Source organism: [Leptolyngbya] sp. PCC 7376 (assembly GCF_000316605.1).
In the GTDB taxonomy this organism is placed as follows: domain Bacteria; phylum Cyanobacteriota; class Cyanobacteriia; order Cyanobacteriales; family MRBY01; genus MRBY01.
In genome coordinates this window covers 3104356-3125534 of sequence record NC_019683.1, presented here as the reverse complement: position 1 = coordinate 3125534, position 21179 = coordinate 3104356, and the positions used below count along the sequence as shown (strand labels likewise).

At 43.8% G+C, this 21179-nt stretch carries 17 protein-coding genes; 9 read left to right on the top strand and 8 right to left on the bottom strand.

What is annotated here, in order from left to right; all coding sequences use genetic code 11:
- Positions 1-10: 10 nt before the first annotated feature.
- Entirely contained in the window at positions 11-5137 is a 5127-nt protein-coding gene (locus LEPTO7376_RS23640) for a CHAT domain-containing protein (RefSeq protein WP_015134824.1), read from the bottom strand.
- Positions 5138-5634: 497 nt separating this feature from the next.
- On the opposite strand from LEPTO7376_RS23640, the gene LEPTO7376_RS13995 reads away from it, so the two are divergent.
- The 3 genes from LEPTO7376_RS13995 to LEPTO7376_RS13985 all read left to right on the top strand — a co-directional run bounded on the left by LEPTO7376_RS13995 (position 5635) and on the right by LEPTO7376_RS13985 (position 9046).
- A complete protein-coding gene (locus tag LEPTO7376_RS13995) occupies positions 5635-7086 on the top strand; it encodes a phosphoglucomutase/phosphomannomutase family protein (protein WP_015134823.1) in 1452 nt (483 codons plus the stop codon).
- A 137-nt stretch (positions 7087-7223) separates the two neighbouring features.
- The gene (locus LEPTO7376_RS13990) at positions 7224-7886 is read left to right on the top strand and encodes a peroxiredoxin-like family protein (RefSeq protein WP_015134822.1); all 663 of its coding nucleotides are present in this window, start codon (positions 7224-7226) and stop codon (positions 7884-7886) included.
- Between the two features lie 197 nt (positions 7887-8083).
- A complete protein-coding gene (locus LEPTO7376_RS13985) occupies positions 8084-9046 on the top strand; it encodes a glycosyltransferase family 2 protein (protein WP_015134821.1) in 963 nt (320 codons plus the stop codon).
- Between the two features lies 1 nt (position 9047).
- On the opposite strand, the gene LEPTO7376_RS13980 is transcribed toward LEPTO7376_RS13985, so the two are convergent.
- Entirely contained in the window at positions 9048-9989 is a 942-nt protein-coding gene (locus LEPTO7376_RS13980) for a putative selenate ABC transporter substrate-binding protein (RefSeq protein WP_015134820.1), read from the bottom strand.
- A gap of 95 nt (positions 9990-10084) precedes the next feature.
- On the opposite strand from LEPTO7376_RS13980, the gene LEPTO7376_RS13975 reads away from it, so the two are divergent.
- Positions 10085-11755 carry a rhomboid family intramembrane serine protease gene (locus LEPTO7376_RS13975; RefSeq protein ID WP_015134819.1) on the top strand — a complete coding sequence of 557 codons (1671 nt, stop codon included), beginning with the start codon at positions 10085-10087 and terminating at the stop codon, positions 11753-11755.
- Positions 11756-11768: 13 nt separating this feature from the next.
- On the opposite strand, the gene LEPTO7376_RS13970 is transcribed toward LEPTO7376_RS13975, so the two are convergent.
- From LEPTO7376_RS13970 to rsfS, 3 genes are all read right to left on the bottom strand, one after another.
- Positions 11769-12200 (bottom strand): VOC family protein, encoded by a 432-nt coding sequence (locus tag LEPTO7376_RS13970; RefSeq protein WP_015134818.1) that lies wholly within the window; start codon positions 12198-12200, stop codon positions 11769-11771.
- Positions 12201-12312: 112 nt separating this feature from the next.
- The gene (locus LEPTO7376_RS13965; protein ID WP_015134817.1) at positions 12313-13083 is read right to left on the bottom strand and encodes a pentapeptide repeat-containing protein; all 771 of its coding nucleotides are present in this window, start codon (positions 13081-13083) and stop codon (positions 12313-12315) included.
- 445 nt (positions 13084-13528) lie between these two features.
- The gene (gene rsfS / locus LEPTO7376_RS13960) at positions 13529-13912 is read right to left on the bottom strand and encodes a ribosome silencing factor (RefSeq protein WP_015134816.1); all 384 of its coding nucleotides are present in this window, start codon (positions 13910-13912) and stop codon (positions 13529-13531) included.
- A 280-nt stretch (positions 13913-14192) separates the two neighbouring features.
- Between rsfS and LEPTO7376_RS13955 the strand changes: the two genes are divergently transcribed.
- A complete protein-coding gene (locus LEPTO7376_RS13955) occupies positions 14193-15260 on the top strand; it encodes an ABC transporter ATP-binding protein (RefSeq protein WP_015134815.1) in 1068 nt (355 codons plus the stop codon).
- Positions 15261-15264: 4 nt separating this feature from the next.
- On the opposite strand, the gene LEPTO7376_RS13950 is transcribed toward LEPTO7376_RS13955, so the two are convergent.
- Together LEPTO7376_RS13950 and LEPTO7376_RS13945 are read right to left on the bottom strand one after the other, a co-directional pair.
- Entirely contained in the window at positions 15265-15618 is a 354-nt protein-coding gene (locus tag LEPTO7376_RS13950) for a hypothetical protein (RefSeq protein WP_041763624.1), read from the bottom strand.
- 125 nt (positions 15619-15743) lie between these two features.
- The gene (locus tag LEPTO7376_RS13945; protein ID WP_015134813.1) at positions 15744-17501 is read right to left on the bottom strand and encodes an adenylate/guanylate cyclase domain-containing protein; all 1758 of its coding nucleotides are present in this window, start codon (positions 17499-17501) and stop codon (positions 15744-15746) included.
- Positions 17502-17715: 214 nt separating this feature from the next.
- On the opposite strand from LEPTO7376_RS13945, the gene LEPTO7376_RS13940 reads away from it, so the two are divergent.
- From LEPTO7376_RS13940 to LEPTO7376_RS13925, 4 genes are all read left to right on the top strand, one after another.
- Positions 17716-17967 carry a DUF3146 family protein gene (locus LEPTO7376_RS13940; protein ID WP_015134812.1) on the top strand — a complete coding sequence of 84 codons (252 nt, stop codon included), beginning with the start codon at positions 17716-17718 and terminating at the stop codon, positions 17965-17967.
- Positions 17968-18197: 230 nt separating this feature from the next.
- Entirely contained in the window at positions 18198-18761 is a 564-nt protein-coding gene (locus LEPTO7376_RS13935) for a cyclic nucleotide-binding domain-containing protein (protein ID WP_015134811.1), read from the top strand.
- Between the two features lie 5 nt (positions 18762-18766).
- Entirely contained in the window at positions 18767-19573 is an 807-nt protein-coding gene (locus LEPTO7376_RS13930) for an aminotransferase class IV (protein ID WP_015134810.1), read from the top strand.
- A 167-nt stretch (positions 19574-19740) separates the two neighbouring features.
- Positions 19741-20553: a TPM domain-containing protein gene (locus LEPTO7376_RS13925; RefSeq protein ID WP_015134809.1), complete on the top strand. Its 813-nt coding sequence runs from the start codon at positions 19741-19743 to the stop codon at positions 20551-20553.
- Positions 20554-20625: 72 nt separating this feature from the next.
- On the opposite strand, the gene LEPTO7376_RS13920 is transcribed toward LEPTO7376_RS13925, so the two are convergent.
- A complete protein-coding gene (locus LEPTO7376_RS13920) occupies positions 20626-21075 on the bottom strand; it encodes an MOSC domain-containing protein (RefSeq protein WP_015134808.1) in 450 nt (149 codons plus the stop codon).
- Positions 21076-21179 lie beyond the last annotated feature (104 nt).

The window sequence follows — 21179 nt, the reverse complement described above, 5'->3', positions numbered from 1 at the left end:
AACGAGATTCTTACCAAGGATTACCGACGAGATTAAACGAACTCCAGTAATAGGGGTGAGAGAAGTCCCGAATCTTGACAGCTGCTAATTCAGGTGGAACGTGGGGCAATGGCCGAGGTTTAAAGTCACCACGGCGGGTCACACTATAGGTACTCTTCTTAAAAGTGATATCACCCCGCAACATCGCGAGTTGAGCTTTTCGTAGGGCATCGGCTTTAATCGGTGCCGTTTTCAGAGCGCTATAAAATTCTGTCATCAATCCCAACGTCCCTTCATCACTCACATACCAGAGACTCCCCAAAACTGATTTCGCACCAGAGGCGATCGCCAAGCCAGCAAATCCTAATTCCGCATCCTGATTCCCCAGAGCAGTACGACAAGCAGAGAGCACCAACAAATTCACCACAGGGTTACCCAGTTCTAACTTCGACAAATCATCCAAGGTTAGTCGTTCATCCCAAAACTGAATATAAGAATTATCCAGACTACCCGGCAAAAATTCGCCGTGGGTCGCTAAGTGCACAATGTTGTGGGGCTTATCGCGGCGGGCAGCTAAAAGATTTTCAACCGTAAAATTCTCATTCAGAAAAATTTGCCCCTCGCCCACTTGATCACGTACTCGATTTAGCTCTAGAGGTACTGCTGGTAAATCGAGGGTTTCCTCAAACTTTGATGAGCCCATCGCCAAGACAGAACTGCCTTGAAGATTCACATATCGGGTATCTGTCAACTCAAAACTCGGCATCGTACCAACACTATATTTTTCGATAAGAAACTGCTTCCCATCATGGAGTGCGGCGAGAGGCAATACCCGCAAACCCGAATCCATAATATATGTGAGATTATCAACCCCTGCCGCTTCCAGCTCAGCCTCTAAAGGTTCAACTAAAATCTTGTGCAATTCCCGCGCTGAATATAAATAGGCATTTTTGAGGCGGAGATTAGTCACATGGCTAAAAAATCGATTAGCCAGGAAGACAACTTCTTGACGAGTCGCACCGCCAATTCGTTTACGTACTTTCGTGCCATCCGCCGTCACCATCACTAATTCCAAAACATCACTACCTTTTCCTAAAGGTTCATCCTGGAAATCCCAACGACCATTCGGTTTAAAGCGCCATTCAACATCTCCCTCTTCTTCGATCTGCTCATCGGCCTCTGACGAAGGTCGGAAAAAAGCATAAACGACGGCTGGCTCTGCCTTAGTTTGATCTCGAATAGTTTTAAGGGTTTTATCTACTTTTGCACTAGGACTACTACCTTGATCTTTTAGGTTGAATCGTTTGATGTAAGCATCAGCCAATTGACTCTCTAGATCCACTAACTCTTCGCCACTAATGGCAAGATCTTCGATGGTGATGTCATTAAAGAAATCAACAGAAAGTCCTTCAGCTCGCAACTCATTGCTGGTGGGTAGTGTGCGAGGAAATTCTTCGGCTCGGAATTCTTTAATATCAACAGTATCAATTTCTGCCTCGAATGCAGCCCCTTCTGGAATTGTGATGTCGCCCTGTACTAAAGCACCTGCACTACCATTGATACTGCTGTCACCCACCTGGAATTTTTGAGCTTCACCGCCGCCATGGGATAAATTGATTTCGCCATTTTCTGTGCCACCAATCGTTGAAATACTTGCGTCATCGCCACTTGCGGCAGTAAAGGTTTCGGTGAGTCGAATATGTTGACCTGCTGTCATATCGACATTACCTGCACGCCCGAATAAAGATTCTGCATTGATATAGCCTGTCTCAATATCGCCAATGGGATCGATGGAAACATTGCCTGCATCTCCCACAACTGAACTGCTATCAATATTGCCTGTGGTGATCTCTTGAATGGCTTGCACTGTGATGTCGCCACCATTATCCAGAGTTGATTTACTCGTGAGGTTTCCGGCTTGGATTGTATTGCCTGCATTGAGGGCGATCGCCTGACCTTCTGTTGTGATGTCTCCAGTCGTAAGGTTGCCGCGAGTAGCGGTTGCAGAAACTTGACCGTTATCGCTAGTCATCTGACCTACATCGAGATTGGTATCTGCAAGGAGGGTAACAGCACCATTATTTGCTGTGATGTCTGCGGTGGCGATCGCCTCAGTTTGACTCGTTAAATTAACATCCGTTTCTGCGACTAAATTGTCGGTTGTAATATTTTTCTCAGCACCAATATTCACAGAGCCATTCGTTGTCGTAATGCTACCCGTTTGAATGGATTCTGATTCACTTTGTATGGTGAGATCTTGAGCTGTAATATTTGCAGCACTGACATTATTTTTTGCAGAGATAGTAGCTTGATTAGCAACAGTGACACCACCAATATCTACAGTCCCTAAATCACCTTCTAGATTTAGATTTCCTCCAATATTTAGGCTGGCTACATTCAGATTATTCGCAGCAAAAAGATCAGCATCACCACCTACTGTTATTCCATTAAATCTGATATTACCTAAATTACTTCTGGCATCCAAAGCACCGGCGATCGCCAGAGTTTGAGCGGATAAATTATCTGCAGTAATAATCTCAACATTGCCGCCACTACTAGAAATATTTTGACTTTCTAATGTCCCAGTTTGGCTAAGTATATTAATCGTATTTGTGGCATTAATATTCCCAGTCTGAATATTATTTGCAGCGAATAAATCAATATTGCCATTCAGCGCAGTCAGGTTTTCTGTTTGAATATTGGTGTTATTACTTCTGAGAGTAATATTTTGGCCAGCAGTCAGATCACGAGCTGTAATGGTATCCGTCGTCTCAAATTCAATGGAGCCATCGGCTTGCAAAAATTCTGAGGCTTCGATAGAAGTTGCAAAAGCCTGTAAATTGCCAGAAATATCACTTCCAGTAAAAGTCAAATGATTTTTATCTTGGATGGAAACATTCGTTGCTTGTACTAAATTGACTTGATTAAAGTCATTGTCAAGATTATCAAAAGTGACATCTGCACTATTATTAATCGTTAATAAGCCTGAAATTGTAAGAGGATTTGTGTCTGTAATATTGCCAAAAGTTTCGAGAGTAAGATTGTCTGTTTCTATATTTCCTAAAACTAAATCCACTCCTGAAACCAAACTGATTTCTGGAGCATTCAATGCAAAATCATTAAATTGAATTGCTCCAGAAGTTGTTTCTAAACGCAGGGCATCACTAAAGGTTAGGTTGCCAAGAATATCAATATCCTGTGCCGTAAAACTCAACTGACTAAACCCATCTTGCAAATGACTGAGTTCCAAGGCAGACAGATTTAAGCGGGTATCATTAGTATTGGAACCGAGCGTTATAGCAAGATTATTAGTCTGTGGTGAAATACTTAGTTCGCCTATCGCAAAAACATTGTCCTTAATATCAATTTCATCGGCATTCAATGTAATGTTATTGAGGCTAAGCGTCCCACCAACGGCTTGATTGAAATCTATTTCTGAAGCATTTACAGTGAGGTTACTATTTCCGTCAATAGTTCCTTGGAAATCAACTTTTTCAGTACTTGCACTACCTAAAGTAATATCACCAATATTAAGGTTAGACACAAAAACAAGTTGTCCGGTACCTACATCGATATCTGCGTTCACTGAGGTGCTAGCAGTCGACTCAAAAGTGGCATCACCTCCTCCAGTTTGGATGGCTTGATTAATTGTTAATTCGCCATTTGAAGTAAAGTCGAGGGCTAATTGGCCTGTTTGATTTAGGCTGGGGGCGATCGCCCCATCGAGCGTTATATTTTGAGCCGAATCTAAAGTTAGTTTTCCGACTGAAATCCCATCTGTAACAAGATTCGCGCTAAGGGTAATATCACCAACTTTACTGAGAATTGCACCATTGTTGGTAATCAGGGAATCCTTTAGCGAAGAACTATCTATAAATCCTGTGGTCAGATCATTTCCGAAAGGTGCAGTTAAATCAAGAACCGGAGCCGTTCGAGTTTCGCCAATTTCAATTTCGTCGACAGATATCGCCCAGTTCTCAACGTTTAAAGGTGCAGCGATTTCAATACCAGTGGTCGTGTCTAAGGTTAATTTAACAGCAGCAATATCACCATAAATCCCAGCTTGTGGCGCGGTGATCGTCACCTCTCCATTATCAAAATCGATATTGCCAGAAGATAAAAGCACAAATGAATCATCGGCATTGATATTGAGGGTATCGCCTGTCGTAAAGCCATTAATTCCAACCTGTGATCCGGCGATCGCCACATCGCCAACCCCTGCATTAATTTCATTGTCAGAAAATAAAAGACCAGAGGTTTGTGGCAACGAAATCCCAGAATTTGTTTGGAGGATCCCATTCTCAATCGTTAGTCCAAGGGCAAACTCAATGGGATCTAGATCAAGATCATCGCCAGTGAGCAACTCCGCAAAATCAAGGGGAGTTACAGAGCCCATCATCTGATCGGGCATGAATTCTAAATTCAGTAAACTACCGGCTTGGGACAGTTTGACCGTACCTGTTTCTGGAAGAGCTGTTAGGGTAATCGCTCCGCCTGGAGCATTCAATTCACCTGTGCTGAGCGTGCCTGTATTGACGATGCCACTCGCTAGAAAATTTAAAGCTTTTCCATCTCCAACAGCGAGGTCTGCACCATTAATAATGACGCCTGTTGCCGAGAGAAAATCAAAACCAGTGGGTAAACCATTAAAGTCGCTATAGTCCGATGCTGCACTTGTTTCAAGCCAACTAGCGTCTTCAAATTGAACTGCATCAGCAGTTGTCGCGGTGAAATCGCCGGGGATATTTAGGCTAGCGTTTTGCCCAAAAACAACGCCTGCGGGATTAATTAAAAATAGATTGGGATTATTACCACCGAGAATTTCAAGCGCTCCATTAATTTCGGAGGGGTTATCACCCAAAACTCGATTGAGAATATTGGTGATCGCCGGGGTAGTTTGTAGATCGAATACAGCTGTGTCGCCTGTTGGCAAATCAAATTGGCTGAAATGATGGAATAAATTTGTGCCATCGCCGGAAATTATTCCTTCATCAATCGTGTGGCGATCGCCTGCATCATTTGGCGTTACTCTCGTCTGGGTGGTAGTCGCAGGGTCTGTATCCGGAACGATTTGCGCTGAGCCAAGGGTTGGCAGCACCAGAATAAATGAAGAGCAAACCCAAATCCACACCCGATAGAAACGAGAGCTAAGAAACATAAAGCAAACAAATGGTAGTGCCTCAGAGATACTTTATCGAATCCCTTGGGGTTTTGGACAGAGCCACACAAAATAGGCTCGCTTTAGTATTCCCTTATTCACAACAAATCCAATCAGTTAGCAGTAAAAATACTTAAGGAAATCTCTTTTTTTATTAAATTTTGATTTTCAGTTAAAAAGTCAACATATTGGCTAGAATCATTGCACCAAAAGCTTTATTTTGACTAGATTTCTCATAAATCTATTTAACGATTTATTGATTAGCGTTAGCTTTCAGGCAAAAATTATCATCACTTAAGGTGAGCTTAATATTGGTACTTTATCTCAACTTGATATTGCATGGAAATCCCCAAAAGATCTAACCAGATCTTCTATTTTAAGCTGCTTTCAAGAGAAGTTTAAATTATCATTGCTCTACAGTAAATTGACAATCTGAATCAACCTTTGGCATCCTTGGGGCAGATTTTCAGATTTGTTTATTAGGAGCCGCGAGCGTAATGTCTATTCCGAGTAAGAAACCAATTAAATTTGGAACAGATGGTTGGCGCGGGATTATTGCGGCAGACTTCACGTTTGAACGGGTACAGCGTGTGGCGATCGCCGCAGCTTATGTCCTGAAAGAAAATTACTCAGACCAGGCAACCTCGAATACGGTAATCGTAGGTTATGACCGCCGTTTCCTCGCAGATGAATTTGCGTTGGCTGCCGCTGAGGCAATCCAAGGGGAAGGGTTTACAGTGCAGCTAGCAAACTGTTTTTCTCCAACGCCAGCCCTCAGTTTTGCGGCTCACCATCAGAAAGCATTAGGAGCGATCGCCTTAACCGCAAGCCACAATCCTGCTGGATATTTAGGCTTAAAAGTGAAAGGAGCATTTGGTGGCTCCGTCTCCGGAGATATTACCGAGCAGATCGAAGCGAAATTAGATGCAGGTATCACGCCGAGCAATGCGACAAATGCCTCTCTCGATTATTTCGACCCTTGGGCAGATTACTGTGAAGGCTTACAAAAGTTGGTGGATATTGAACCAATTCGGGAGGCGATCGCCGCAGGTGAATTAGAGGTCTTTGCGGACGTTATGTATGGCGCAGCGTCTGGTGGTTTAACCCAGCTCTTAAACGGCACAATTCAAGAAGTCCATTGCGACCCCGATCCATTGTTTGGTGGACGTGCCCCAGAACCTCTAGAGAAAAATTTATCCCAACTCAAACGTGTGATTCGTGCTGCGAAAGCCAACAACCCTGATGCTATCCAAGTGGGTTTTGTTTTTGATGGAGATAGTGATCGCATCGCGGCAATGGACAGCAATGGCAATTTTCTCAGCTCCCAAAAACTTATTCCGGTTCTCCTTGCCCATCTATCCCAAAATCGCGGCTATGGCGGTGAAGTCGTTAAAACAGTGAGTGGCTCAGACCTAATTCCATTACTCAGCAAAAGCTTTGGGCTACCACTCTTTGAAACCCCCATTGGCTATAAATATATTGCTGAGCGAATGCTGAGTGAAAAGGTCCTCCTCGGTGGTGAAGAATCTGGTGGCATTGGCTATGGTCATCATATTCCTGAGCGGGATGCACTTTTGGCAGCTCTCTATGTCCTAGAGGCGATCGCCACCTCTGGTAAAGACTTGGGCGATATTTACCAAGGACTCTTAGATCAAGTTGGGTTTTCGTCGGTATATGACCGCATCGATCTGCACCTAAAAGATTTTTCGATTCGCGATCGCCTCCTAAGTGAACTTAAAGACAACACACCCACAAACATTGCCGGAAAAACTGTCGAAAATTGCGACACAAAAGATGGTTATAAATTTCGCCTCGCCGACCAAAGTTGGTTATTAATTCGCTTTAGCGGCACGGAGCCTGTTCTCAGACTTTACTGTGAGGCTCCAACCATCGAAGAAGTTCACGCGACTCTCAATTGGGCAAAAACTTGGGCAGAATCCTTCGAGTAATCGAATACGGTTTTCCGTACAGACCTCATTCTTGACCATCCAGTCCAAATATTCCATAATTCAAAGTGTGGGAAGTAAATCCCGCATTTTTATTGAATTATTTTTGACCATAAAGTCAAATATAGGAGAAGCTTTTTATGTCTGCGATCGCCCTGGACTCCTTACAAGACCAAATCAGCCAATTCATGGAATCTTTTCGTGCCAATGTCCCCGAAGAGGTTCAGGCATTAATGGCAGAAAAAACAGCCGAGCTACGAGCCCAGCATCTTGTAGAGAAAGCTCTCAAAGTGGGCGATCGCATTCCTGATTTCAAATTACCCGACGCTACGGGGAAAACAGTCAAACTCAGTGAGCTTTTACAATCTGGGTCAGTCGTAATTAACTTTTATCGTGGTGGTTGGTGTCCCTACTGCAACCTCGAATTACGAGCTCTCCAGCAAGCTCTACCTGAATTTCAGAAGCGTGGCGCACAGCTCGTCGCTATTTCCCCAGAAACTCCGGATAACTCTTTGTCCACCCAAGAGAAAAATGAATTAGAGTTTCCTGTGCTCAGTGATGTCGATAATGTTGTCGCGAAAAAACTCGGTTTAGTCTTTGAGCTTTCAGAAGCTTTGCGGCCCATTTACAAAGGGTTTGGCATTGATGTGGCCACCCACAATGGCAATGAAAAATATGAGCTACCTATGCCAGCCACCTATGTTATCGATTCCACTGGCATTATCCGTTATGCTTTTGTCGACGAAGACTATACGAAACGAGCTGAACCTAGCGATATTATTGCGGCGATCGCCAAACTTTAGACCAAGTCGTCCTCCAAGCAAATCGGAAGAACCAACTAAGACGTTCTCTGGAGCGTCTTTTTTATTGCCTAATATCTGTTTCTCATACCGATAAGTGCCGTCACATTTCACGGTAGACTGTGCTCACTAATGCAATCTCTACACAAACATTACATCAGGCGATCGCCTAAAGACTGTCTCAAATCATCGCTTTTCTTATGACTTTTAATGCAACATATTCCGTTGTAATTCCCGTCTTTAATGAAGAAGAAAATCTTCATGAACTCTACAAAAGACTGGCACAGGTTTTCGAACAACTAGATAGTAAAGCAGAAGTTATTTTTGTTGATGACGGGAGCAAAGATAGTTCTCTTAAAATCCTCGATGAATTAAATCAAAAAGACCCTCGGATTCACTACGTTAGTCTGGCACGAAACTTTGGTCATCAGATCGCTGTAACCGCAGGCTTGAATTATGCTCAAGGAGATGCAGTAATCATTATGGACTCTGACTTGCAGGATCCACCCGAATTAATCTCAGAACTAATCGGGCAGTGGCGTCAGGGTTACCATGTTGTCTATGCTCAACGTATTAGCCGAAGCCAAGAAAATTGGTTTAAAAAGTTAATGGCCTTCGGTTTTTATCGCATTCTAAATCGCTTTACTGATGTTGCAATTCCGACAGATACGGGTGATTTTTGTTTAATGTCTCGCGAGGTCGTCAATATTATCAATTCTATGCCGGAACGTAACCGTTATATCCGTGGCTTACGGGCTTGGGTGGGTTTCCCGCAAACATCTGTTAAATTCCATCGAGATCCGCGTTTTGCTGGAGAAGTTAAATACACGTTCCGCAAATCCCTTAGCCTCGCCATTGACGGGATTATTTCTCTCTCCAGAAAGCCGTTAAAAATGGCAACTTATCTTGGCCTAACGACAGCTGTCATCGCGATGATCATGATGGTGTTGGTGCTATTTTGGCGACTGACAGATGCTCCGAACCAGTTAATTGGCTACACGATGATTACGATCGCCATCTTTTTCCTCGGGGCAGTACAGCTCATTTGCCTTGGCATTTTGGGCGAATATGTTGGCCGCATTTACGACGAAGTAAAGCAGCGCCCCATCTACACTGTGAAAAAACAAGTGGGTTTTCAAAAGATGGAGCGCCAATCTAAATGACCTATTGAACTTTGCCGATTTTACGACCAACGGTTTCGATACCGATGTAATTCTCATTGGTGGTTGGAATAAAGGATTCCGCACTAAATAAATCAAGAATTTCTGCATGGTCAGGATTTTTAGGATCAAGGGCGAATAATGCAGCCTGTACTTTTTCGCTGAAGCCTTCGCCATAACGTTCATCCACTGCGGGGGAAATAACCCAGTGGTAGTTGAAATATGCAGGTGTGCGCCAGATTTCTTTAACTTTATTGGTATCGAATTCGCCAGCTTCAAGGCGACTTTCCCAAACCTCTTCGCTCAACATGCCCACATCATAGGTGCCTGCTTCGACAAGTTGGATTGTCACGTCATGGGAACCAGAAAAGCCAACTTCTCCCTGAAAATCTTCGAGGTTTACCCCTGCTTGCTCTAGGAAATATTGGGGCATCAAACGACCCGACGTAGAGGATTCACTACCGAAGGTCAATGTTTTGCCTTTGAGTTGGGTGAGTTCCTCAGCACTTGCCAATCCATCTAAACCACTATTTACGTTAGCAATCAATACAGAATGGAACTCTGTGTCAATATTCCGTTGGGCGATCGCCTGGGCACCATCTACTTGCAAGCGAGCCTGAACACCCGTTAGGCCACCAAACCAAACTAAATCGAGGTCACCCACTTTAAACGCGGTCACTGCTGCCCGGTAATCTGTCACAGGCTTATATTCGACAGGAACCTCTAGAGTTTCGCTGAGATAATCCGCAAGCAATCCATAGAGACGTTGTAATTTTTCGGGGTCTTGGTCAGGAATGGCACCAGCGATGAGAGGCTCTACAGCAGTGGTTTCAGTGTCAGCAGTGGATTGCGTCGCATCTGTGTCCTGGGCAGGAGGTTGAAGCGTTGTACAGCTAAATAAAGATATAGCAAGCAGACAACAGGTAGAACGCAACAGGTTTTTCATCGTTTAAATTCAGGTTCGTTTAATCAGTCACAAAATATATTCACTTAAGATAACAGATAGCTTTGCTCGCTCCTTTGCCCAAAAAATCGGATTTTATGGCGTTCCTGAACTGGTATTTTTTACTGTTTTATTGCATTTCTCTATCCTGCGGTTTATTGATTTTTCGGACGCTGCGATTACCGGCTCCACGACCAAAAGGATGGCTCTACAAAGCAATTATTGTGCTGTTGGTGACATGGGGAACAAATATCCTATCGATGCGGCTGGCGGTGTTTGTCGGGTTGGCAACTTGGTCACTTTTAATCGTCATTCCATCCCTTGGTATCAGAAAGATTCAAGGATTAATTTATCGGAAAGACTATCAGAAGGCTTATTACCTATCCTTTGGTTTACGGTATCTGCATCCTTTTGATGACTGGTGGGATCAACCAAAAATCATCCAATGTTTGATGTTGGCAAAGCAGGGAGATATTGCTGGCTCGCAAGCCCTTTTAGCAAAATATGACAAGAGCCCTGGTTACGTTGCACAGCAGGCGATCGCCACTGTCTATGTGATGCAATACGATTGGTCTGGTTTATTGCAATGGTTGCAAACAAAACCTCGGCAAAGTCATGACCCGCTGATGGCGATGTATTACTGCCGTGCTTTAGGGGAAACAGGCCACCTTCACGAGCTTTTACTCCAACTCAAACCCTTTGAAAAAGCATTGTCACAAGGTGGCGATCGTACCAACTATTATCTCGTGCAATTATTTGCAGCAGCATTTTGCGGCGAAGTTAAACTCGTCGAAAAATTATTGTCCGGTTGTCTCGCCATTTATCCATCGGAAATTCAAGAATTTTGGCGGGCGATCGCTTGGTATGGCGCTGGGGAAAGACGTATTGCAGATAAACAACTGAAAGCCTTAGTCGAAAATCCTGCTGCAACGGACTTTGAACAGGCGATCGCCTTCCGCCTTAAACATCCACCTCAACCTGCCGAAAAACTTTTAAAGCCAGAATCCTATCCCTTAATTGCAGAGCTGACCCGCAATATCAATCAGGCGAACATTGACAGATCCTATCAAGAGCTTTTAGAACGTCGCCCAATTTATAAACAAGGATTTTCGATTAACTTATTCCTTGTTTTTGTGAATATTGCTGTTTTTATTTCGGGGATTGTCCTTAATTTCAAAGTCAACAGAGGCGCATTACTCGATCTCGCTGGCTTTGTCCCATCAGAAGTAATTAATGGCGAATGGTGGCGGATTATCACAGCCACATTTATTCATATCGATTGGGGTCATTTACTCACTAATATTTTGACCCTTTATTTGTTAGGAGGATTTGTCGAGAGAAACCTCGGAAAAACACGCTACCTCTTTATTTATATTGCTAGTGGAGTGGGAGCGATGCTGATGTTATTGGGATTAGTATTCTTCGCACAAGGGTTGGATTTTTCAGGATTCCCTCGCTGGCTCCTATTCCTCACGGATGAAATTCGTTCAACCTATCGCCTATGGGTTGGGGCTTCTGGCTCAATTATGGGAATGATTGGGGCGATCGCCGTCATCTTATTTCAAGGTTGGCAGCAAGAAAAATCAAAATCAGCATTGCGACAATTTCGCCTCATTTCAGGAATTATCATTCTACAATTTGCGATTGATTTAAGCTCAACAAATGTTAGTTTTTATAGCCATTTCCTAGGATTGGTCTTGGGCATTCTTTTGACAACTTTAGTAACGAGTAAAAAATTCAATCCCACACGCAAGCGCCTCAAATCATAAGGTGATTAGACCACTAGCGATCGCCAACTTCTGCCACTTCCTGCCCACCAAAAATTGCTTCCTGATGACGATACCATTTGAATTCAAGGAGATTGAAAAAGGGATCTTCCAGGAAAAAAGTACGATGTTCTGTGAGCTTCCCTTCAAATCTCAAACGCGGGCGATCGCGAAAAATCAGTTTATGTTTTTCGGCTCGTTCTAAGGTTGTCTGCCAATCCTCTTCGTCTAAAAAAGTGATGCCAAAATGCCGAGGATAAATACCTTTTTGGGGCGTCAACGGTTCCTGTGTGACGTGAGCAACAAGCTGATGGCCGTAAAAATTGAGAATGACAGCGCTTTTATTTTCTCGTCCGACAACACTCCCCAAAGCCTCCGCATAAAATGTCTTTGCTTTCTCTGTGTCATTAATCGGAATAGCAAGATGAAAAAAGAGGCGATCGCTCATAAGTATTGCAGCACAATCAGGGTCACTTCAATCATTGTAAAACCCTTTATTAGCAGATGATTGTCTCTTTCCCTACACGATTTATGAGCAATCCCAAACTGAAGTTCAATCCCTAGGAAGGTACATAAAAATCTGTATTAGCGAAGTTTGCATGCTCCATTAAAGTTCCGTCGAGCTCAACATCCTCTAGCTTTGCATCAGAAAAATTCGCGTGCCGCAAATCGGCCTGATTCAGATAGGACTGGCACATATGGACATTGCTAAAATTGCAATAGCGCAAATTTGCATTAATAAAGCTTGAACCTTGGATGGTTGCGGCCGAAAAATTCAACCCCTCTAAATCCATCCCTTCAAAATTCACATCTCGCAAAAAAGCAGCACTAAAATCAGAATCTTGCAGCGACGCCCCATAAAGCTTGGCATGGCTAAAGCGAGCTTCTTTACAATTTGTCCACTTCATATTTGCGCCATTGAGATTTGATTGACGCAGATTAATGCCAACAAGATCGCTGCCGCAAAGATTGGCTCCCCAGAAGTTTGCACCACGCGAATTAGCATAGTTCAGCTTGGCTCCACACAATCTTCCTCTTGGAAATTTGGTATTTACCATAAATGCGCCTTGCAGATTTGCCTTTGTCAGATCTGCATCAGCAAATTTCGCATCATTTAGCTTCGCATGGGACAAATTCGCCCAATTCATCAAGGCACCAGAAAGATTCGCTCGAATCAAAAAAGTTCGCTGGAAGTTTACGCCAACAAGGTTTGCACCTCGGAAATCAACAGCAACGAGAGTCTCACCACTAAGGTCTTCGCCTTGTAGATTAACGCCAGCAAAATCTCTCTCGCCATGCTCGTAAGCCCTTAACAATTGCTGAACATCCATGAACTGTCTCCACTCCCGATGAAGTGCCTTGTGACGGTGAAAGTCACTGGTAAGACAAAGGTCTTACTTGACTGGTTATTTTTTGCTTTTTACTGACTCTAATACTATATCTTAAAAAAATATTAAATTGTATAAATGATGGCGATCGCCAAAAAAGTTCATCAAAGTTCTTGTTATGTAAATTACTCTAATAGAGAGCATACTTCTGCAAACTTATGCTGTTTGTATCAAAAGCACCTGATTTTCACTACATGAAGAATGATCTCTATCTAAAGACAGAGATGCAGCAGATTCGAGATCATCAAGTTTTATAAACAGAATTTCATCAAAAAAAACGTCCCCTGATATCAGAGAACGCTTTACCTTTATTGTTTTTCGAGTTTTTTAGATAGCTGAGAAAATCCTAATACAAATGAGTTGTTAGAACATATTCTGTTACAAACAATTAGGAGAGGGCTGGCTGATATTCAATTCGTTCAGCGTGACCCCAAAAAGCTTCAAGGTTATAGAATTCGCGCTCCTGGGGCAAAAAGACATGAACAATCACTTCACCATAATCTTGCAAAATCCAGGTGCCATCTTTGCGACCTTCTGTTCTCAGGGGAGTTTTGTCAAATTCTTTTTCTAGTTTGTCTTCAATAGAGTCGGCGATCGCCCGGACCTGAGTCCGAGAGAAACCTGTCGCCACTACGAAAAAATCTGCGAGATACGATACTTCATTCACCTGCAGCAGCACAATATTCTCAGCTTTGCGATCATCTGCCGCCTCAGCAATACTCCAGACCAAATTCCCGCTCTCATGTGCCTCAAGATTTTTAGGTAGATTCATTAATGTTCGTTATCACTTTCATTCTCTATTTTACCCTCCTAGCTTACCGCGTAATTTTTGCGTAAGAGACTTTCGAAATAGCGATCGCCGACCCAACTCAAGCAAGCTAAAGCAACCCAGCCAGGTTACAAAAAATCAAAAAGTAAACGGCCTACTCTCTTCATCTCGGGTAAGCTTGTGTTATGATCCGCCTATTGCGAAATATTTGTATTAATCTATCCGCAAGTATTCCAGCAAGCGTACGCAGCCTAACCTCTCAGTAGCCTATAAGCCCTTGACTATGAATCAAGCTTCCATCCTACAGATTGAAGACCTTTGCAAAGTTTTTGCGACAAATCAGACACCTGCTCTCAGTCACATCAACTTCAGACTTCAACAAGGGGAGATTCTCGGTTTATTAGGGCCATCCGGTTGTGGCAAAACAACATTACTCAGACTCATTGCAGGTTTTGAAACACCAACAGAAGGACATATCGCTCTAAACAACCAGATTGTGAGTGCTCCAGACTGTAATACCCCCCCCGAACGACGCAACACAGGCATGGTATTTCAGGATTATGCCCTTTTCCCTCACTTCAACATTGCCGATAATATTGCCTTTGGCCTCCGCCACCGCCATCAAAAATTATCAAAACCCGCCATCAAGCAACGCATTGAAGAAACGTTAGCGTTGGTTGGCCTTGCCGGTTTAGAAAAGCGATATCCCCACGAGCTTTCTGGCGGCCAGCAGCAACGTATTGCCTTGGCTCGTGCCCTCGCCCCACGACCCGCTTTAATTCTGCTAGATGAGCCATTAAGTAATCTTGACGTTCAAGTGCGCCATCACCTGCGCCAGGAAATTCGCCAAATTATTAAAGCCTCAGGAATCTCTGCGATTTTCGTGACCCATGATCAAGAAGAAGCCCTTGCTATCTCAGACCGCATTGCTGTGATGCGTGCCGGAAAGATGGAGCAGTTAGGTACCCCCGAAGAAATTTATACGCGACCGAGTTCTCGTTTTGTTGCAGAGTTTGTTACCCAAGCGAATTTTCTGCCAGCTAAAATTTGCGGCGATACTTGGGAAACAGAAATTGGAAAGTTTCGAGTTGCAGCAGTTGTACCTCACACAAATGATGCAGAAGGCGAATTAATGGTACGAGAAGAGGAACTGGACTTAATTCCTCACGAAGAAGCGCCAGTTGTGGTTAGAGAACGACAGTTTTTAGGGCGAGAATATCGCTATTGTCTTCAGACAGACTCTGGCAAATATCTTCATGCCCGCACAGGAATTCAAACGATGGTACCTGTAGGTTCACGCGTTGAAGTGAAGGTGCAAAATGAAAAGCCACATTTTTTCCTTGCCAGATAATTGGTTAGACACTGTAATAAATCTCTTTGAGCCAACTTTTGTAATAGGCAAATTGTTCACTAAGAGTGCCTAAAAATTTAGAATCTGTTTCTTCAAAGATCCAATGTAAATCGCTCAGTTCATTGACTTTTCCTGTTTTTAATAAGTAGAGTTTTGCGCCTCCAGCCATATTTCGTGATAAGCCGAATGAATATGAGTCAACGCGAGCTCCATAACAGGCAATTGACAAATCTTTCTCTTCAAGAATCTTGCGTAGTTCACATAGACAACCAAAAATATCTACGTTAGAAACACTTATATCGTCAATATCAGCACTTTTGCAGGCTAACTCGCATAGAGGGTAACCCGGATATGACATCGTCCGATTATACGAAAGCTCACAAGAACTGAAAGCTTGTTTATCTGACAGTTTGACTAATGGCAAGCTTACAGAATACATAGGCTGTCTGTTAGTCCCAGATAAAACAATTACAAAATAAATTATTAACGGCGAGTTGCAGCTAGACCAGCTTTCACACGCACTCTTGCCTTTGTTTGGCGTTTGCGGCCGAGAAGCCAATAGGTATCCATTTCGCCTTTCCCCTTCACCTTCACTTGACCACGGTGCTTGAGAACATATTTTTTGCGGAGTAGCTCATAGGTTGAAGCGGTGACTTGAATGCTACCAGGTTCGCCAGAAGACTCCATACGGCTAGCTACATTCACAGAATCTCCCCAGAGGTCATAAATGAATTTTCTGGTGCCGATTACACCTGCAACGACAACGCCTGTATTGATACCAATCCGGATTTTGACGTCTTCATTGAGTTCATTTTGAAGTTCGGTTACAGCCTGCTGCATCGCTAAAGCCATTTCGGCGATCGCCTCGGCATGATCTCGTCGGGGTAGAGGTAGACCAGCTGCCACCATATAGGCATCACCAATGGTTTTGATTTTTTCGAGGCCGAGTCGCTCTGCATAGTGATCAAAAGTTGAGAAGACACGATTCAGAAGATTTACCAATTCAATCGGGCCAAGCTTTGCAGATAACGGCGTAAAACCAACAATGTCAGCAAAGAGGATCGTCACTTCATCAAAATGTTCGGCGATCGCATCCTGACTGTGTTTAAGTTGTTCGGCGATTGGTTCCGGCAAAATATTGAGCAGTAATCTTTCGGCTTTTTCTTGCTCGACTGCCAACTGTTTAGCACCAACTTCAATTTGCTCCAACATGATATTGATGCTGCTTGCTAGAGCACTAATCTCATCTTTCCCTGACTCTTTCACTCGCAAGGCGAGATTGTTTTGGCTGCCGATGGTTTCGACTTCAGCACTGAGATTGGTAACCCGTTTGAGAATGAATTTTTCGAGGACAATCAAAATCACAACCCCAAAGATAATGCCAACGCCACTCAGGGATACGACGAGATAAAAAAGACTTTTTTGGCCTTGTTGATGGATATCTCTCGGAATAATCACCTTAAGTAACAGGGCAGGTTGCCCATTAAGATCTCGGATCAGACCATAGCCATGAATGGTGTCACCGTCGACAGGACGAATTTCAATGCCATCATCAGACGCTGTCAGGCGCTCAGTAATAGTGGTCAAAGTTTCATCAAGAGGAGCGGCTGCCCCAAGGGGATAAAATTTAAGTTCGAGTTTGGTTCGAGTTGATAAAGCCTCAATGCGATCGCCATCAAGAAAGCGCCCGAGGAGAAATGTTCCGCGACCAGGGCCTGTTCCTTCACTAGTTAAAATGGGCTGTGATGCTACCAAAATCGCTTTATCCTTGAGCATCAAAATCCCGGTAACTTCACTCTCATCATTGGCATGAGTGACTAGGGGATTGCCTTTAGTAAATTGATTTTTTAGTCCTGGTGGTAATTCCGTTTTCTCTTCTGATTCGCGATTAAATCCTGTGCCAAAAATCACTTTGGCGTTGTTATCCAAGAGGGCGATCGCATTAATTTTCAGACCGGCAAAGGACTCCTCAATCAAATTCACCTCAGGATATTCAGGATTCTCGCCAATCACATAATCGTAAGTATCATCCCAAGCCGCGTAATCATAGACAGAAACACTCAGCTGCTCAATTTCTTCGTAGAGTGCTTCCTTAACTCGTTGGACATTGCGCTCCGTATCTTTTTCTTCTAATTCTGCAAAACTACCGCCAAGAATTGCGGAGAGACTACCATAGAGCACCGCGATGAGACTGACTAGCAGCGTACTAATGAGAAGCAGAGTTTTCTGACGGATACGCATAGTAGATGCTCAATGAATAATGGGCAAATGATAGATGAAAACGCTTTTTGATAGGGCACAAATTTTCTCTATGCTACCTCGACTTTTTCGTTTGGCGATCGCCTGCAATGCGCTGTGATTTGTTATGAAAACTTGGCGAAGAGTATGCAATTTGTAAGCAAAGGATTCACAATAAAAATCATTATCAAATGTAACGGAGCCTTGAGCAGCCCCTGTGTTACCTGAAACGACCGCCCATGTCCGTATTTTGCAACAGTCTTGGCAACAAGGGAAAATCATCGGTGAAGTCCGTGCTGGCGCCTATGAGTGGACTTTCCACTGGCATTTTCGGCAAGGAAAATTGCGGGTGCATCCTTCCTTAGGACGCGCATTAATCTTTGAGCCTCTCGGGCGTTTTTTAGAGCATAGTGATTATCACTTAGAGCCAGGAGGAGATTATCAGTTTATGCTGCGGACTCGTCTGTAAGCCTCGAATTTAGAGTATTTCTAGCTAAGATAAAAACACTTATCTCTATACGCTTACTTTTAGGGCGATTATGAAAGTGTTAAGGTGATCGCCTTGAGATGCAACTAGAGTCTTATGAATATCAGTCATTGAGAAATATAAATCCTTCGCTTGTCCAGATGAGGGGAGGCAGATTCCGTATCCAAGATAAAATAGCGATATGAAGTGCCGAGAGTGCCAAGGAAGCCATTATGCAGAAGGTCTTATTTCTGTTCGGAGAGTTGAATGATGATGATATTGATTGGTTAATCACAGCAGGAAACATCGCACGGGTTCAGCCCAACAAGGCACTCATTCAAGAAAACCAACCCTTAGAAAATCTCTACATTCTGCTCGAAGGGTCTGTTTCTGTGTCTATTTTGGCGGTAGATCAGGTACGAGAAATCGCTGTTTTAAATAATGGTGAAATCTTTGGGGAATTATCGTTTATGGATAATCGTCTCCCCACAGCCAGTGTTGAAACTCTGGAGGAATGTTTAATTCTCTCCATCCCCCGCCAACAAATCTCCAACCGTCTTCAGCAAGATATTGGGTTCTCGGCTCGTTTTTATCGGGCGATCGCCACATTTTTAGCTAATCGCCTTCGGAATACTGTCAGCACTTTGGGACAAGATAAAGATTTTGTCTTCAATCAGAGCATTAGTGTCGATGAGCTGCCCGATAGTGCCCTTGAAAATTTTGAATTAGCTTCGACACGTTTTGATTGGCTACTACGGCGCGTTAAATCCCAAACAATGCTCAAACAAAAAAGCTAGATGATATGGGCTATTGGTTTGCAGGCGATTGGTACAACCACGCAGAGATAACTCTGTCGGTAACCGATCCGAGTTTTTTGTATGGGGCAACAATTTTCACAACACTGCGAGTCTTTAAACAAGATTTAGAACACCCTGATTCCCATTGGCAAGCTCATGGCGATCGCCTCCGATACACCATAAAAAAACTGCAATGGTCAGAACCCAATTGGCAGAATATCGAAATTGGTGCCGCACGGATTGCTGAAGATTATCCAGTATTGCGTGTGACCCTTTTTAGTGATGGACGAGAATTAATTATTGGGCGGCAGCTCCCGGCTCAATTAGCGAAAAAGCAACAGTCTGGCATTACGGCTTGGGTCGCAACAGAATCGATTTATCGACGACCGATGGCCGATTTTAAAACGGGCAACTATATGGGGGCTTGGCAGGCCAGACAACGGGCGATCGCCGCAGGGTCAGGAGAAGCTATTTTGATCGATACTCAGGGGCATTGGCTCGAAACAACCACAGGTAATCTTTGGGGCTTCGACGGCAAGCAATGGCATACGCCACCAACCCAAGGGATTTTGCCGGGAGTAATGCGCTCGCACCTCATCCAACAGCTCCAACGCAGCGAACAATCTGTTTCCGAGGCACATTGGACTATTGGCTTGCTCAAAACATTTGAGGCGATCGCCTATAGCAACAGCGTCGTGGGCGTTATCCCAATCACAACAATCAAGAATATCACCTTGCAATATTCTGGTGCTGCCGACCATAAAGCGGTTCGTTCCCTACAAAATTTGAGTGGCTGCTGCAAATCTGTCTAAGCGCGACAAAACATTATCTGAGAAGATGAGTAGCAGGATTTCCTCGAAAAATTGCGAGAAAAACCTTAAAATACTTAAGACAAAGTAATAAACCGTAATAAAGTGACCATCGATTTTCATAATTGGATGGTTAAAGCCGCTGACTAAACGATATTAATCAATCCCCTATGAATCTTCTTTTTCCCCGTAAATGGCTCCGTAGTCTACTTGCTATTTGCTTTGCGGTCATGGTTTGGGCGATCGCCTCCCCTGCCGAAGCTGTTAATAATCCTGAGTTGTTGCCAGACTATCAAACGCCTGTTGTTGACTTAGCAAACTTCTTGCCCAAATTACAAGAAGAAAATCTAGTTGATGATCTCCTCAAGTTTGAGAAAGATACCGGCTGGAAAGTGCGTGTTCTGACACAATTTGAGAAATCGCCAGGCCGAGCCGTAAAGGAATATTGGGGACTAGATGACAAGAGTGTTTTGTTAGTAGCTGATGGTCGCGGCGGTAATTTATTAGCTTTCAGTATTGGTGATGAGGTATATGAATTGATGCCTCGCACTTTCTGGATCGAGCTCCAAACTCGTTTCGGCAATATGTATTATGTCCGCGACAACGGTGAGAATCGGGCGATCGCCGATGCCCTCGAAACAGCAAAGGGATGTCTCGTCAAAGAAGGTGGTTGTATTGTTGTGCCCGGTTTGCCACGGGAACAGTGGATTTTGACTTTAGTTAGCTCAGTCTTAGGCGGCGTTATTTGTGGTTTTGCAGCAGTTCCTCGCAAAGAAGATCAAGTTTTTGCATGGCAGTGGGCATTAATTCTGTCGCCGCTATGGGGTATCTTGTTCCTCGCATTTGGTGTTGGTCCTGTCGTGACCAGAACGTCTGAATGGTTACCTCTTTTCCGAAATGTTATGGGTTTCTTGATGGGCGGTTTAGCGGCCTTTATCGCGCCTATGTTTAACCAAGCAACGCCTTCTGAATCCGAATCTTAAAACTTCAAATATCAAATAAATTCAGAAATTTCTCTCCCTTGTTGGCTCTGGCCACGAGGGATTTTTATTGACTTAATCTTCCAACCATTGAGCTGACGCACCAACCCACACATCGCCACCTGTCATAACACACCCAAAGGCACCACCACCCCAATTGTCGTAGAGTGCAGACTTTAAACCCGGTAATGCTTCATCCATCCTCTCGCAGGGTTTTGTTTCATTGAGAATTTTGAGGATGCCATCATCAATTTTCAGCTGTTTACCTCGACAGTCTTTTTTGAGCTTCAGTCCTCGCACCAAAATATTTGCCCGCCGCACTGAGGGATCAAGATCTGCATTTAGTTTTGCCATCACTCGTTCCCAAACTTCGGCTTCTAATAGCGTCACCTGTCGCCAACCGCCTTGGTTAGCATTATTTTTCAAGCCTTTATTTTGGATCAGTTCGGCCCTTTCAAGGGCATCCATCGGCGCACGTTTACCGCGCTTAATCCAAATTTTCTCGATGATGCCGACCTGTGTCATAACTGTCTGTCTGAATTTACCGTTGAGCCCATTTTAAAGTCTTTGTTTCAGGTGGGATGGGGGCGATCGCCCAACAACTCTTCACAAAAACGACCAATGTGAAC

Coding starts and splice junctions, on each gene's coding strand:
- LEPTO7376_RS13945 (WP_015134813.1), bottom strand. CDS start 17,501: ATGCGTATCCGTCAGAAAACTCTGCTTCTCATTAGTACGCTGCTAGTC.
- LEPTO7376_RS13985 (WP_015134821.1), top strand. CDS start 8,084: ATGACTTTTAATGCAACATATTCCGTTGTAATTCCCGTCTTTAATGAA.
- LEPTO7376_RS13925 (WP_015134809.1), top strand. CDS start 19,741: ATGAATCTTCTTTTTCCCCGTAAATGGCTCCGTAGTCTACTTGCTATT.
- LEPTO7376_RS13970 (WP_015134818.1), bottom strand. CDS start 12,200: ATGAGCGATCGCCTCTTTTTTCATCTTGCTATTCCGATTAATGACACA.
- LEPTO7376_RS23640 (WP_015134824.1), bottom strand. CDS start 5,137: ATGTTTCTTAGCTCTCGTTTCTATCGGGTGTGGATTTGGGTTTGCTCT.
- LEPTO7376_RS13990 (WP_015134822.1), top strand. CDS start 7,224: ATGTCTGCGATCGCCCTGGACTCCTTACAAGACCAAATCAGCCAATTC.
- LEPTO7376_RS13980 (WP_015134820.1), bottom strand. CDS start 9,989: ATGAAAAACCTGTTGCGTTCTACCTGTTGTCTGCTTGCTATATCTTTA.
- LEPTO7376_RS13930 (WP_015134810.1), top strand. CDS start 18,767: ATGGGCTATTGGTTTGCAGGCGATTGGTACAACCACGCAGAGATAACT.
- LEPTO7376_RS13995 (WP_015134823.1), top strand. CDS start 5,635: ATGTCTATTCCGAGTAAGAAACCAATTAAATTTGGAACAGATGGTTGG.
- LEPTO7376_RS13965 (WP_015134817.1), bottom strand. CDS start 13,083: ATGGATGTTCAGCAATTGTTAAGGGCTTACGAGCATGGCGAGAGAGAT.
- LEPTO7376_RS13955 (WP_015134815.1), top strand. CDS start 14,193: ATGAATCAAGCTTCCATCCTACAGATTGAAGACCTTTGCAAAGTTTTT.
- LEPTO7376_RS13935 (WP_015134811.1), top strand. CDS start 18,198: ATGCAGAAGGTCTTATTTCTGTTCGGAGAGTTGAATGATGATGATATT.
- LEPTO7376_RS13975 (WP_015134819.1), top strand. CDS start 10,085: ATGGCGTTCCTGAACTGGTATTTTTTACTGTTTTATTGCATTTCTCTA.
- rsfS (WP_015134816.1), bottom strand. CDS start 13,912: ATGAATCTACCTAAAAATCTTGAGGCACATGAGAGCGGGAATTTGGTC.
- LEPTO7376_RS13950 (WP_041763624.1), bottom strand. CDS start 15,618: ATGTCATATCCGGGTTACCCTCTATGCGAGTTAGCCTGCAAAAGTGCT.
- LEPTO7376_RS13920 (WP_015134808.1), bottom strand. CDS start 21,075: ATGACACAGGTCGGCATCATCGAGAAAATTTGGATTAAGCGCGGTAAA.